This window comes from Comamonas sp. Tr-654 (genome assembly GCF_011752915.1).
Taxonomy (GTDB): domain Bacteria; phylum Pseudomonadota; class Gammaproteobacteria; order Burkholderiales; family Burkholderiaceae_C; genus Comamonas.
The window spans coordinates 678,756-692,932 of the sequence record NZ_VWWQ01000003.1 but is presented as its reverse complement, the minus strand read 5'-3'; the positions used below and the strand labels follow the sequence as shown (position 1 = coordinate 692,932).

Sequence of the window (14,177 nt, the reverse complement as noted above, 5' to 3'; positions counted from 1 at the left end):
CCCGCTGCTGGCGGAAAGCGAAGACTGCATCAATCAACCGGAAGCCCTCCCATGTCCATCCATGAATCACCGAACCCGCAGCGTCCCCTACTGCTGCTTCACACGGCGCTGGCGCCAGCCATGCACGAAAGACTGCAGCTGCAGTTCGAGCTGCTTGAGGCGACCGGGATCGGCAGCGCCCGGCGCAGCGAGCTGTGCGCTCCGGTGCGAGCCATGCTGTGCAATGCCCAGTCCATCGTCAGCCGCGAACAGATGCAGCAGTGGCCGGCGCTGGAGCTGATCGTCGTCATCGGTGTGGGCCGGGACGGCATCGATCTCGACGCAGCCGCAGAACTGGGCATCAAGGTGAGCAAGGCGCCCGAGGTCTGTGCCGAAGACATCGCCGATCACACGCTGGCCCTGCTGCTGGCTGCCACGCGGCAGATCGTGCAGGCCCATGAGTTTGTGCGGCAGGGGCGCTGGCTGCAAGGGCGGTATCCGCCCACCCTGCGCTTTTCGGGGCGGCGCATGGGCATCGTCGGCCTGGGGCGCATCGGCCGTGCCGTGGCCAGGCGCTCGCAGGCCTTTGATATGTCGATTGCCTATACGGGGCGCGCTGCCAAGGACGATGTGCCGTACCGCTGGTGTGACAGCGTGCTGAAGCTGGCCGCCGAGGTGGATTTTCTCGTGGTCTGCGCCAGCGGCGGGCCTGCAACCCGAGGGCTGATCGATGCCCGCGTGCTGCAGGCCCTGGGGCCGCAGGGCGTGCTGGTGAACGTGGGGCGCGGCTCCATCGTCGATGAAGCGGCATTGCAGCAGGCTTTGCAGGAACGCACGATTGCGGCGGCGGCACTCGACGTGTATGCGCATGAGTCGCAAGTGCCAGAGGCATTGATCGACCTGCCCAATACGGTGCTGACACCGCACATGGCCAGCTCCACCCTGCAAGGCTTGCAGGCCATGCTTGCACAGGCCGAGGCATGCCTGCTGCAGCACTTCGGACTGCCCGAAATCACAGATTGAACCGCCACAGGTTTTGCACCCTGCAGGTAGAGGTTTTTTGCCGAGGGCTTGACCTTTACATGATGTCAATCTCTACAGTTGCCTTCAACGTGAATGGAGAACGCGATGAATGCACTGACCAAAAGCGGAGCCTTTGAGCTGTCTGTGGAAGGAATGACCTGCGCTTCCTGCGTGGGCCGGGTGGAGCGGGCGCTCAAGAAAGTGCCTGGCGTGCAGGAGGCCGTGGTCAATCTGGCCACGGAGAAAGCGAGCCTCACCGTGGCCGATCCGGCGCAGGCTGCGGCCATCCTGCCGCAGGCCGTAGCGGCGATCGAAAAAGCGGGCTACGCGGTGCCCGCGCAAAGCGTGGATCTGCAGGTGAACGGCATGACCTGCGCGTCCTGCGTCGGCCGTGTGGAGCGCGCGCTCAAGAAGGTGCCCGGAGTGCAGGATGCAGTGGTGAATCTCGCGACCGAACGTGCCAGCGTGCAGCTGCAGGGCGGCGTGACGGTGGGCGCTCTGATCGCGGCGATTGAAAAGGCCGGCTATGAAGCGCAGCCCGTTGCGCACAGCGCCGGCGCGACTGGCGAGGACGCCACAGCCCAGCGCCAGGCACAGGAGCGCGAATCGCTCAAGCGTTCCCTGATCTTTGCGACCCTGTTTGCACTGCCCGTGTTTCTGCTGGAAATGGGCGGTCACATGGTGCCCGCGTTTCATCACTGGATTGCGGGCAGCATCGGCACGCAGAACAGCTGGTACATCCAGTTCGCGCTGACGGCCGTGGTGCTGTTCGGGCCGGGCCGGCGCTTCTTCGAGAAAGGCGTGCCCGCCCTGCTGCGCGCTGCACCCGACATGAATTCTCTGGTCGCCGTCGGCACCTCGGCGGCGTTTGCCTATTCGGTGGTCGCGACCTTTGTGCCGCAATGGCTGCCTGCAGGCACCGTGAATGTGTACTTCGAAGCTGCGGCCGTCATCGTGGCGCTGATCCTGCTGGGCCGCTTTCTGGAGGCGCGTGCCAAGGGCAATACTTCGGAGGCCATTCGCCGTCTGGTGCAGTTGCAGGCCAAGACCGCGCGCGTGCGTTGCGAAGGCCTGGTGCAGGAAATCGATATCGCCCAGGTGCGTGCCGGCGATCTGATCGAAGTGCGTCCGGGCGAGCGCATTCCCGTCGATGGCGAGGTCATCGAAGGCCGCAGCTTTGTTGACGAATCCATGATCAGCGGCGAGCCCGTGCCGGTCGAGAAGGCCGAGGGCGCCGAAGTGGTGGGCGGCACCGTCAATCAGAACGGTGCGCTGGCATTCAGGGCCACCAAGGTGGGCGCCGATACGCTGCTGGCGCAGATCATCCGCATGGTGGAGCAGGCCCAGGGCAGCAAGCTGCCGATACAGGCCCTGGTGGACAAGATCACCATGTGGTTTGTGCCGGCCGTCATGGCCGCGGCCCTGCTGACTTTTGTGATCTGGCTGATCTGGGGTCCTGATCCCGCGCTGAGCTTTGCCCTGGTCAATGCCGTGGCCGTGCTCATCATCGCCTGCCCCTGCGCGATGGGCCTGGCCACGCCGACTTCCATCATGGTGGGCACCGGCCGTGCCGCACAAATGGGCGTGTTGCTGCGCAAGGGCGAGGCACTGCAACAGCTCAAGGATGCCAGGGTGGTGGCTGTGGACAAGACCGGTACGCTGACCCGTGGCCGCCCCGAACTCACCGATCTGGTGCTGGCATGCGGCTTTGAGCGCGGCGCTGTGCTGGCGCAGGTAGCCGCCGTGGAAGACCGCAGCGAGCATCCGATCGCGCGCGCCATTGTCGATGCGGCCAAAGCCGAAGGGCTGGAGATTCCGGCCATCAGCGATTTCGCATCGGTGACCGGTTTCGGCGTGCGTGCCGTGGTGCTGGGCGATCAGGTGGAGATCGGTGCCGACCGCTTCATGCGCGAGCTCGGCCTGAGCGTTGACGGTTTTGCGGCCGAGGCCGAGCGGCTGGGCAGCGAAGGCAAGACGCCGCTGTATGCGGCCATCGGTGGCCGCGTGGCGGCCATGATTGCCGTGGCCGATCCGATCAAGCCCACCAGCAAGCCCGCGATCGATGCCTTGCACGCACTGGGCCTGAAGGTGGCCATGATCACCGGCGACAACCGTCACACGGCCGAGGCGATTGCCAGGCAACTGGGCATTGACGAGGTGGTGGCCGAGGTGCTGCCCGGCGGCAAGGTCGAGAGCGTGAAGCGCCTCAAGGCCGAGCATGGCACGCTGGCCTATGTGGGCGACGGCATCAATGACGCGCCAGCCCTGGCCGAAGCCGATGTGGGCATCGCCATAGGCACGGGCACCGATATTGCCATCGAGGCGGCCGATGTGGTGCTGATGTCGGGCGATCTCTCGGGCGTTCCGAATGCGATCGCGCTGTCCAAGGCCACCATGAAGAACATTGGCGAGAACCTGTTCTGGGCCTTTGCCTACAACGTGGCGCTGATACCGGTGGCGGCAGGGCTGCTCTATCCGTTCAACGGCATGCTGCTGTCGCCCGTGTTTGCCGCTGGGGCCATGGCGCTGTCCAGCGTCTTCGTGCTCTCCAACGCGCTGCGGCTCAAGCGCTTCAAACCGGCTCTCTGACAAGAGGGGCGGCAGCAACGGATGGACAGGCGCTGGAAGATATTCCGGCGCTTACCCCTTGCCAGGGCTATTGTTTGGGCAACTGCGGCACGTCCACAAAATCGTCCAGGCTCAGGCCTTTTTCTTGCAGCAGGGCTTCGAGCACGGGCTTGAGCCGGCCCAGGCTGGCTTCCACGGTTTCGCGCACGGTATCGACCACCACCTGTGTGCTGCGCTCGATCTCGATATTGACCAGATCGCCAACCTTCTTGCCGCCGAACACTGTCATGCGCAGGGTTTCGGGAATCAGCCAGACCTCGAACCAGCCCTCCTTGCGATTCACCTCGGCCACCGTCAGGCTGGCGCCGTTGACGGCGATATAGCCCTTGGCAAACACATAGGGGCGAAAGGCCTCGGGAATGCCGAAACGGATCTTGTGATTGGTCTCGGTCTGCATCACCTCCAGCAGCGGCGCCATGAAGTCCACATGGCCCGACAGCGGGTGGCCGCCAATCTCGGCACCGTCCTTGGCGGCGCGCTCCACATTGAGCGTGTCGCCGGCCTTGCAGCTGCCCAGCGTGGTGATGTTCAGGCTTTGCAGCATCACGTCAAAGCTGGCGCTGGTGGGCGAGAGGTTTTCGGTCACCGTCAGGCAGACGCCGTCGTGCGAGACGCTGGCGCCAATGGCCAGGTCCTGGCAGAAGCCTTCGGGGAACTCCATGATGAAGGTGCGCAGGCCGTCCTGGTCGCGCAGCGCGGCAATCTTTGCCACGGCCTGAATGATGCCGGTAAACACGGTGCAGACTCTCTTATCAACAGGCGGACGCCGGGCGCCGACCTTGGGTCAAAAAAGCTATTTTGCCTGTGTTCTGCAGAGCGGACAGAGCGTCTCCTGCACTGTAAGAAGGGCCGCTTGCTCAGGGACACCGAGGAAGGGCCGCCCCGCACCGAGGGTGTCGTCCCCCTCCGGCGTAGCCAGAGAGGGGGAGGGCGGGGCCGCCTAGGCGCGCAGCGCCTCAGGGGGTGAGCGCTGCATTTTCCCAGAAGCCGCTGATCAGCGCCTCGGGCTTTTTGAACGCACGCACCCAGGCGCAGTCGGGCCAGGCCTGCATCTGTACATTCATGCCGGCAAACACGCCATAGCCCGGGCCGGCCGCGATCTCGCCATCGGCCTGCAGGGTCTCGCCGCTGCGGATGCTGCAGGCCGCGCGGATATCGCCCTGGGCCTTGATGCCCCAGCCGGCCTGAATATGGTTGCCGCACAGAATGCCGTCGTTGCCGGCAATGCCGTGGCCTACATCGAGCAGGCCCTGCACCTCGATCGCGCCGCTTGCTTTCAGGCCCTTGCCGCAGTGCATATCGCCTTGCACCAGCACCTCCTGGCCGATATGGGCATTGCCTTTGAGCCTCACATGGCTGCCGACGCTCAGCTCCCAGCCGCAGCGCAGGTCTTCGGCGCGCAGCTCGCCTTCGACTTCCACGCTCCAGGCCGCCTTGATGCTGCCGCCAGCCTGCAGCAGCTCACTGGCGAAGATGGCGCCGCCGCATTGAATTTCCTCGCCCGCTTCGAGCTTGCCCGCCCGTATGCCACCGCCCGCCTGCAGGCTGCGGCCCACCAGCAGCTGTCCGGTGACGCGCACATCGCCGTGCACGATCAGGGTGCCGGCATAGACGAAGTGGTCGGCCTCCAGATGCTCGAGCTCCAGCACGCTGTTGGTGGAGCCGAAGTTCTCCAGCAGCCAGCGCGCATCTTCCACGCGGCCAGCGGCCACCTGGGTGTCCATGGCGGCCTGGTAGTCGCCGCCGGCCAGGTTGTTGCGCACAAACCAGCGGTAACCCATGGCACAGGGATTTTTGCCGCGCAAGAAATTTTGAGTGAGTTCCATGTCCATGGCTGACCTCCGGATCGTCCTTTGAGCAAGATGCGGTGCCTGTGGCAGTACGGAACCTCGAAGGCGTGGACGTACCTCTCCCATGCACCTGGGAAATGCTGTTCTGGAAGGCCGTGCGGAGGATGTGAGCTGTGTGCTTCAAGCCTTCCGCACGGCGGCGGAAAGCATGGCCGTGACACCGCTCAGGCTCACGAATGCGGTGGGAATGCCATGGCGGCGGGTGTGCAGCGCACGCAGCACGCAGGCACGCGCGGACAGCTCTGCAGCCAGGGCAGAGCGGCGCAGGCGGGCGGCGGTGGACAGGTGCAGGCAGGCCATGGATAAGAAGATGACTGAGCCTCGATTATGCCGCGCAGCCCGGGCCGGTGCAGATGACCTCCTGCTTCTCCGTTATTTCATGGCGCTGTGCATGGCCGGGCGCCGCGCAAGGGCCGCCTCGCAGCATCGGTGCCGTCCCCCTCCGGCGAAGCCAGAGAGGGGGAAGACGCGAAGCGGCACAGGGGGCTTTATCTCAGCGGCTTTGCGCAGCGGCCTGGCACAGGCGCTCCACGGCCTGCGCGATCTGCGGCACCTCGGGTGCGGCAAACGACATGCGCAGCGTGTGCAGGTCGGGGTCGGCCGGATAGAAGGCCTTGCCTGGCACATAAATCACGCCCAGGGCGACGGCGGCTTCGAAGAGCTTTTGCGGATTGATTTGGCGGTCCAGCTCGGCCCAGACAAACATGCCGCCTGCGGGACGCGAGCAGCGTATGCCGCTGTCCGGTGCCGCGTTCAAGCCCTGGACCAGGGCCTGCATGCGGCGCTGGTATTCCTGACGTGCGCGCTGCACGGTGGCCGGGTAGCGCCCGCTGGCCAGATAGAAGGCAGCGACCGACTGCGTCAGCGGCGAGGTGCACAGATCGGCCGTTTGCTTGGCCACCGTGCAGCGGCGCAGCAGCGGCGCGTCGGCTAGCATCCAGCCCACGCGCAGCGCGGGAGCAGCGGTCTTGGACAGGCTGGACAGATAGATGACCGGGTTGCTGCCGCCTGCCGCCAGGCGCTCGCCCGCGGAGCGTACGGTGCCCGGCATGGCTTGGGGGACGTCGCCGGGCTCGTCGAAGCGCAGCTCGCCATAGGGATCGTCCTCGACCACCCAGAAGCCGTGCTGCCTGGCCAGTTGCACCAGAGCCTCGCGGCGCTCCTGCGCCAGCAGCGTGCCGCGCGGGTTGGAGAAGTTCGGCACGGTGTAGAGCAGCTTGGGGCGCTGGTCTGCGGGCAGTGCGGCCAGCAGGTCGGCCAGGGCTCCTGTCTGCAGGCCTTGATCGTCCATGGGAATGGGCAGGATGCGCGCCTGCGCCAGGCGCAGGGCCTGCAGCGTGGCGGGGTAGGCGGGGACCTCGACCAGCACCGTGTCGCCGGGCTCGATGAGCACGCGCACCAGCAGGTCAAAGGCCTGCTGCGATCCGGTGGTCACCAGTATGTCGGCGGCCGTCGCTTGCATGCCGCGCTCGCGCGCCTGCTGTGCCAGGGCCTCACGCAGTTCGCTCAGGCCTTCGGTGGCGCCATATTGCAGCGCGCCGGGGCCCTGGGCCATGGCCTGCTGTGCAGCCTGAGCCAGGCCCTCGGCATCGAAGAGGCTGGGCGATGGATAGCCGCCGGCCAGCGAGATCATGCCGGGGCGCGAGAGATAGGGAAACAGCTCGCGTATCGGCGATCCAGCAGGCTCGGCAAACACGGCGGCAAAGGGGGCCAGTGCGCTGTCCTGACTCATGCCGCAGCTCCCGACGGCAGCCCGAGAACCTGGGCCCTGGATTGTTGCTCGCTGGCCTCGTACAAGGCGATTTCGTCATGCACGCGTGCGCCCAGTGCGCTCTCGAAGACCTGCTGCGCGGCATGGGCCTGGTATTGCTTTTGCTCCTCGCCACCGAGGTTTGACTGGAAGATGCCGGCTGCGCTCACGGGCAGAAAATCCTCATAGGTGATCGGCTCGGCCTGCACCAGCCCCTTGTCGATCAGCGCTTCCAGATCTGCCTCGGCAGGGCTTTGGGCAAGCGCGGCCTGAGCCAGCCCGGTCAACCGGTAGCGGTAGAAAGCCAGACCCTGGCGGCGCAGCTCCTCGTGGGTGTCGGGAAACTGCGTGAAGACCTGTCGCAGGCGGTGTGCATAGTCGGGCGCGGCGCTGCCTGCGCTGTCGATGCCGCGCACCAGACCCAGCAGCTCGTCGTACAGCGCGCGGCCCTTGCGCGTCAGCGCGACGCCGCGCTGCTCGATCTCGCCGAAGCGGGCGGTATGGGCGCCAGCACTGTCCGCGTTGGCGTCGGCATCGGTAAAGCGTACGGCCTCCTTGAGCGCCTTGAAGCTGGTCTGACGCAGCAGGATCGGGCAGGCGCGCTGCGGCGGGCCTTCGACCACATCCTTGGCATCCATGCCGCGCGCGGGCATATCGGCCTGGGCCAGGTCGATGTCCAGCGTGCGCGGCGTCAGATGATTGATGTGGGGTCCCTTGAAGCACACCACATCGGCCACCAGGCGGTGGGCTTTTTGCAGGGCGCTGTAGGTGGCGGCATCCACGGTGGCGTCGCTGTGCCAGCGGAAGGTCTCCAGGGCCTGCTGCACAAAGGCGTCGGCATCGCCGCTGTCCAGGCCGCCGTCACGTTCGGCCTGAGCAATGAGCTCCAATGCGCGCGGCGTGAAGATGCGACGGCGCTGGAGGATCTCGGCGGCCTGCGCGCGCAGCGCCTCATCGGCGATCAGTTCCAGACGCAGAAGCGAGGTGAAGACGCGAAACGGGTTGGCCAGCAGCGCCTCGTCGTGCACGGGGCGAAAGGCCGTGGAGTGCACGGGAACGCCGGCCACCGAGAGGTCGTAATAGCCCACGGGTTCCATGCCCATCACGGCGAACAGGCGGCGCAGCGTGGCCAGTTCCTCGGCCGTGCCCACGCGGATGGCGCCATGGCGCTCCACATCCAGGCGCTCAAGCTCGCCGCTGCTGCTCATGCGCTGGCGCAGCTCGGGATCGGCCTGCAGCGTCAGAGCGTTGACATCGGCAACCAGGTCGATCAGCGTGCCGTACTGGGGCACTTCCTTGCGGTACATCTCGGACATGGCGCGCGAGAAGCGCGTGCGGATCTCGTTGGAGGAGACAAATCGGGCAGCTGTGGAAGAGGCGTGGGGCGTGGCGCTCATGACGGAACAGAAGGGTCTTTGGGGTCGTGGGATAGCCGCGCCGCTGGCGTGGCCGCAGGAATATGCAGGATGTTGTGCGTCGTCATGACTTTGGTCAAACGATAATCCTGCCTTCAGGTCATACCTAAATGGAATGAACCTGCCAGTAGCCCCACACTCACCGGTTTGTTCCATGCAGCTATCCCGTCGCTTTCTGCCCCCCATGTCCCTGCTCTGCGCCTTCGAGGCTTCGGCGCGGCACCAGAGCTTTACTGCGGCGGCCGCCGAGCTGCATCTCACGCAAAGTGCCGTCAGCCGCCAGATCCGGGCGCTGGAGGAGCGCCTGGGCACCGAGCTGTTTGTGCGCGAGCGCCAGACCGTGCGCCTGAGCGCTGCGGGTCAGGTCTACGCGCAGGAGATCCGCGCCGCCCTGGCGCGCATCTCCAATGCCACGCTGGGCTTTCGCACCAATCCCCAGGGCGGCAGCCTGAACCTGGCCATCCTGCCGACTTTCGGCACGCGCTGGCTGGCGCCGCGGCTGCCGCAGTTCTTCAGCGCCCATCCGGGCATCACCATCAATCTGACCACGCGACTGTCACAGTTCGATTTCCAGCTCGAAGCCGTGGATGCCGCCATTCATTTCGGCCTGCCGAACTGGCCGGGCGCGGAGCTGGAGTTTCTGATGAGCGAGACCGTGGTGCCGGCCTGCAGCCCCGATGTGGCGGCCCGCCACGGTTTTGCCAGGCCGGAGGATCTGCTGCGCGCGCCACTGCTGCATCTGGCGTCGCGTCCCGACGCCTGGCAGCGCTGGTTCGGCAGTCAGGGCTGCCAGGGCGGGGATATGCAGGGCATGCTGTTCGATCAGTTCGCCACGGCAGCGCAGGCGGCGATTGCCGGCGTGGGCGTGGCGCTGCTGCCCAAGTTTCTGATCCTGCGCGAGCTGCAGGCCGGCGATCTGGTTCAGGCCCTGCCGCAGCTGCCCGAGGTGCAAAGTGCCGAACGCTACTACCTGGCCTGGCCGACCAGCCGCTCGGCCTATCCGCCGCTGCAGGCTTTCCAGGGCTGGCTCAAGCAGGTCGCGCAGGAGTTCGCTTCCTCTGCACCGCTGTAATGTAAAAAGGAGCTGCCAGTGCAGCTCCTTCAAGGGATTCAGCGATGAATATGTCTGAAGTGATTTCTCAGCAGGCGCAACCAGCTATCAATAATGCATGGGTCCAAGCGCCGGCTGGTGGTTGCTTCAGCTGTTGTAGGCTTCCAGCGGCTTGTCGTTGGGTGTTTGCAGCAGCTGCTTGAGCGTCTCGCTCATGGGCAGGTTCAGTGGCATCTCCTTGGGCGGAATGGGCTGCATAAACCATTTGTCGTAGATCTTTGCCACCTCGCCGGACTTCATCATGCGCACCAGGGCATCGTCCACGGCCTTCTTGAAGCTGGGATCGTCCTTGCGCATCAGCAGCGCGATGGGCTCCGATCCCAGCGCCTCGCCCACGATCTTGTAGCCCTTGGGGTCCTTGGCGTTGGCGATCACGCCGGCCAGCAGGTTGTCGTCGAGCACGAAAGCGTCCGCGCGGCCGGACTCCAGCATCAGAAAGCTCTCGAAGTGGTCCTTGCCCAGCTGGGTCGGCAGCTTCACATTGTTCTCGTGGCTGTATTTGCGCAGCAGCTGCACGGCGGTGGTACCTGCCGAGGCTGCCACGGTCTTGCCGTCGAGCTGCTTGAACGAGGTCACGGGCGAGTCTGCACGCACGGCCATGCGCACCTGGCTGACATAGGTGGTGACGGCAAAGGCGACCTGCTTCTGGCGGCTGAGGTTGTTGGTCGTGGGGCCGCAGCCCAGATCCACCGTACCGTTCTGCACCAGCGGCATGGTGTTCTGCGCGGTGATGGCCATGTATTCGATCTTGGCGCTGGGCGCGATCTGGGCCAGAACCTTCTCGCACAGCTCCACGTGGTAGCCGGTGAAGCGATGGTTGGCGCCTATGGCATAGGCCATGGGGGCCGAGCTCTCGCGCACGCCTATGACCACCTTGCCGGTCTTTTGCAGCTTCTCAAGCGTGCTGCCGGGGGCGGTCTGGGCCTGGGCACCGAAAGTGGTCATGGCGGCTACAAGGGCGGTACATGCCAGCGTCAGGTTCGCGGTCATCAGGCGCATGGGGGAGGTCTCCTCGGAAAGTGGGCGTATGGAAAACGCAATGCTGTTGTTGTTCGGTCGTTCCTGGTGCCACGCATTGCTGCAGCCCGTGAACCGGTAGGACCTGTGGCCGCAACGGCCTGTCTGTCAATGTTATGCAGCAACTATCCGGCAAATGGCGGCGGCTTCATAACGATGAAACGGAAGAAGGTCATGCTTGCGGCGTATGACCCGGCAGCGCGCTTCCCGGCGCGGCCGCAGGCGAGGCAAAGCCATAGCGGGAGGGCAGATCGGGCTTTTTGGGTAATATCTGCGCCTATTGCACAGGCCCGCGCGCATCCGTTTGCGACGCGTCCAGCCTTGTGTCGCCAGGGCCGGCCGTGCTGCTGCCACCTGGTCAGGCTCCGTTTTCGGTTCGCGCAGCCCAGCCCGCAAGGGCGCCACAGAGAGACTCTGCATGCGTGAACCCGTTTTGAGACAGACTCCATGACTGCCAATACTCCCCCCTCATTCCTGAGCCGCATCGCCATCGCGATCGGCAGTTTCTTTGCCATCCTCGGTAACGGCCGTCTGGCCGCCGACGTGACCCGTGTGCGCGCCGGTGAGGCCTTTGCCGCCGACGTCGCGCCCAAGGAAGTGCGCGTGGAAGTGCCGGTCGAGAAGATCGTCGAGGTCCGCGTCGAAGTGCCGGTCGAGAAAATCGTGGAGAAGACCGTCGAGGTTCCGGTCGAAAAACGCGTCGAGGTGGAAAAACTCGTCGCCAACGACAGCGCCGCCCTGCAGCTGCTGGGACTGATGCAGCGCGAGGCCCGCTTTGTGGACTTCATCCAGGAAGACGTCGCCCCCTATACCGACGCCGAAATCGGCGCTGCCGCGCGCGTGGTCCATGAAGGCTGCCGCAAGGTGCTGCGCGAGCATTTCACACTGAGCCCCGTGCGCAGCGAAGCCGAAGGCTCGCGCATCACATTGCTGGCCGGCTTTGACGCCGCTGCCGTGCGCCTGACGGGCAATGTGGTCGGCAATGCTCCGTTCACCGGCACGCTGTCCCACCGTGGCTGGCTGGTGACGGAGGTCAAGCTGCCCCAGCTCATCGACAGCCAGGCCGCCAAGGTCATCGCCCAGGCCGAAGTGGAGCTGTAAGCCATGAACATGTTTGCCTCCATCGCCGCATCCGGTGCGGCTTCCCAGGCCGCGCCCGTGGCTGCTGCCGCTCAGCCGCAAGGCGCTGCTGGCCAGGTCGATGTTCCTTCTGCCGGCGCTCAGTTCAGCATCGGCATCGATCTGGGCACCACGCACTGCGCGCTGTCCTATGTGAACAAGACCGCCAGCGATGGCGAGAAGGTGGTGCAGGGCGTGCTGGACATTCCCCAGCTCACGGCTCCCGGCAGTGTCGAGGCCAGGCCCCTGCTGCCGTCCTTTCTCTATCTGCCGCACGAGAGCGAGCTGACCGAGGCTGAGCGCAGCTTGCCCGGCGCGCCCGGTGATTTCATCACCGGTGAATTCGCCCGCAGCCGTGGCGCGGCCACGCCCATCCGCCTGGTCAGCAGCGCCAAGAGCTGGCTCTGCCACCCTGGCGTCGATCGCCGCGCCGGCATTCTGCCCGCCGATGCCCCTGAGGAAGTCAGCCGCATCTCGCCGCTGACCGCTTCCACCCGCTATCTCGCGCATCTGCGCCGCGCCTGGGAGCAGGCCCATCCCGAGGCCCCGTTCGAGCAGCAAGACATCACCGTCACCATCCCGGCATCGTTCGACCCCGCCGCGCGCGAGCTGACGGCCGAGGCCTGCAAGGCCGCGGGTTTTGCCAGGCTGACGCTGCTCGAAGAACCCCAGGCCGCGCTGTACAGCTGGATCCAGGCCAGCAGCGGCCAATGGCGCAAGCAGGTCAGGCATGGCGACATCATCCTCGTCGTGGACGTGGGCGGCGGCACCACCGACCTGTCGCTGATCGCGGTGCTGGAGCGCGAAGGCAATCTGGAGTTGCAGCGCATTGCCGTGGGCGAACACATTCTGCTGGGCGGCGACAACATGGACCTGGCCCTGGCCTATGGCGTGGCACGCAAGCTGGCGGCCGAGGGCAAGCAGCTGGATGCCTGGCAAACCCGCGCGCTGGCCCATGGCTGCCGCGCTGCCAAGGAGCAATTGCTGGCCGACGCAAGCCTGCAGGCCGTGCCCGTGGTCGTGCCCAGCCGGGGCAGCAAGCTCATCGGCGGCAGCATCCGCACCGAAGTCACCAAGGACGAAGTGCTGGCCATGCTGGTCGAAGGCTTTTTCCCCAAGGTGGCCGTCAGCGACAAGCCCAAGACCCGTGCGCGTGGCGCGCTCACGCAGCTGGGCCTGCCTTATGCCCAGGATGCGGCCGTCACGCGCCATCTGGCGGCCTTTCTGAGCCGCCAGGTTCATGCGCTGGCCGAGATCGATGGCCTGAGCGGCGATCAGATCGACGGCTCCACCTTTCTGCATCCCACGGCCATTCTGTTCAACGGCGGCGTGCTCAAGGCGCCGCAGATCGAGCAGCGCATTCTGGAAGTCATCAACGGCTGGCTGGACGACGAGGCCTGCGAGCCTGCGCGTCTGCTGGACGGTGCCAATCTCGATCTGGCCGTGGCGCGTGGCGCGGCCTATTACGGCCATATCGCCACCAGCGGCCGCGGCGTGCGCATTCGCGGCGGCACGGCCCAGTCCTATTACGTGGGCGTGGAGAGCAATATGCCCGCCATCCCCGGCATGGAGCCGCCCCTGTCCGCTCTGTGCCTGGCACCGTTCGGCATGGAAGAGGGCACGGAAGTCGCGCTGCCTGACGAAGAGTTCGGCCTGGTCGTGGGCGAGCCCGTGCGTCTGCGCTTCTTCGGATCGTCCGTGCGGCGCACCGATCAGGTCGGCACCATGCTGGACTTCTGGTCACCCGAAGAGCTGGTGGAGCTGCAGGAGATTGAGCTGAATCTGCCCGCCTCTGGCCGTGCGGCCGGCGAGGTGGTGCCCGTGACCCTGGAGGCGCGCGTGACCGATATCGGAACCCTGGAACTCAACGCCGTGCCCGTGGGCGGAAGCGAGCGCTGGAAGGTGGAATTCGATGTGCGTGCGGAGACCTCTGCCGAGGTTGCCGGGTAAGGCTGTTGAGTCGCTTGACTGCGAAAGCCCGCTGGCCGATTGGTTGGCGGGCTTTTTTGTACTGGACACGACTTACGCAAAACGGGTTCAGGCTGGGCGACTACTTCTGCAGGCAGGCCCTTGTTGCATTCTTGTTTGCGAAAGTCACAGCGGAGTTTGCGGTTGCATGTATGCCCGTGTCCAAAGCATGTCGCCCAAACAAGCCAGTGACACACGTGCGCTGAAACAGGGGTTAGGCCTTGTGGCAGGAGGCTACCCGAGCAGCAAAAGCTTTATTGCCAGCGACAGAGACCTCGCCGTCCGCTGATCCCGGCAGGCGATTCGGGCATCCGGCT

The 14,177-nt window shown here is 65.5% G+C and carries 11 protein-coding genes; 5 read left to right on the top strand and 6 right to left on the bottom strand.

Features of this window, described 5'->3' with window-relative positions:
* Positions 1-51 precede the first annotated feature (51 nt).
* Complete coding sequence (locus tag F3J24_RS12845) at positions 52-1,002, top strand: 2-hydroxyacid dehydrogenase (RefSeq protein ID WP_167006695.1); 951 nt, start codon at positions 52-54, stop codon at positions 1,000-1,002.
* 105 nt (positions 1,003-1,107) lie between these two features.
* The gene (locus F3J24_RS12840) at positions 1,108-3,591 is read left to right on the top strand and encodes a heavy metal translocating P-type ATPase (protein ID WP_167006693.1); all 2,484 of its coding nucleotides are present in this window, start codon (positions 1,108-1,110) and stop codon (positions 3,589-3,591) included.
* 67 nt (positions 3,592-3,658) lie between these two features.
* Here F3J24_RS12840 and F3J24_RS12835 read toward each other — a convergent pair whose 3' ends face one another.
* From F3J24_RS12835 to F3J24_RS12815, 5 genes are all read right to left on the bottom strand, one after another.
* Complete coding sequence (locus F3J24_RS12835; protein WP_167006690.1) at positions 3,659-4,366, bottom strand: riboflavin synthase subunit alpha; 708 nt, start codon at positions 4,364-4,366, stop codon at positions 3,659-3,661.
* Positions 4,367-4,586: 220 nt separating this feature from the next.
* Positions 4,587-5,462 carry a hypothetical protein gene (locus F3J24_RS12830; protein ID WP_167006687.1) on the bottom strand — a complete coding sequence of 292 codons (876 nt, stop codon included), beginning with the start codon at positions 5,460-5,462 and terminating at the stop codon, positions 4,587-4,589.
* A 138-nt stretch (positions 5,463-5,600) separates the two neighbouring features.
* Complete coding sequence (locus tag F3J24_RS12825) at positions 5,601-5,780, bottom strand: hypothetical protein (protein WP_046461005.1); 180 nt, start codon at positions 5,778-5,780, stop codon at positions 5,601-5,603.
* 193 nt (positions 5,781-5,973) lie between these two features.
* Positions 5,974-7,212 (bottom strand): PLP-dependent aminotransferase family protein, encoded by a 1,239-nt coding sequence (locus F3J24_RS12820; protein ID WP_167006684.1) that lies wholly within the window; start codon positions 7,210-7,212, stop codon positions 5,974-5,976.
* Positions 7,209-8,627, bottom strand: a complete 1,419-nt coding sequence (locus tag F3J24_RS12815; RefSeq protein ID WP_167006681.1) for a VOC family protein — start codon at positions 8,625-8,627, stop codon at positions 7,209-7,211. Before F3J24_RS12815 ends, F3J24_RS12820 begins: the two co-directional genes overlap by 4 nt.
* Before the next feature lie 172 nt (positions 8,628-8,799).
* On the opposite strand from F3J24_RS12815, the gene F3J24_RS12810 reads away from it, so the two are divergent.
* Positions 8,800-9,717, top strand: a complete 918-nt coding sequence (locus tag F3J24_RS12810) for a LysR family transcriptional regulator (protein ID WP_167006678.1) — start codon at positions 8,800-8,802, stop codon at positions 9,715-9,717.
* Between the two features lie 126 nt (positions 9,718-9,843).
* Here the strand turns inward: F3J24_RS12810 and F3J24_RS12805 are convergent, their stop codons facing one another.
* A complete protein-coding gene (locus F3J24_RS12805; protein WP_167006675.1) occupies positions 9,844-10,755 on the bottom strand; it encodes a transporter substrate-binding domain-containing protein in 912 nt (303 codons plus the stop codon).
* Between the two features lie 465 nt (positions 10,756-11,220).
* On the opposite strand from F3J24_RS12805, the gene F3J24_RS12800 reads away from it, so the two are divergent.
* Positions 11,221-11,874, top strand: coding sequence for a DUF2760 domain-containing protein (locus F3J24_RS12800; protein WP_167006672.1), 654 nt, complete (start codon positions 11,221-11,223; stop codon positions 11,872-11,874).
* A 3-nt stretch (positions 11,875-11,877) separates the two neighbouring features.
* Complete coding sequence (locus F3J24_RS12795; RefSeq protein WP_167006669.1) at positions 11,878-13,842, top strand: Hsp70 family protein; 1,965 nt, start codon at positions 11,878-11,880, stop codon at positions 13,840-13,842.
* Positions 13,843-14,177: the final 335 nt, after the last annotated feature.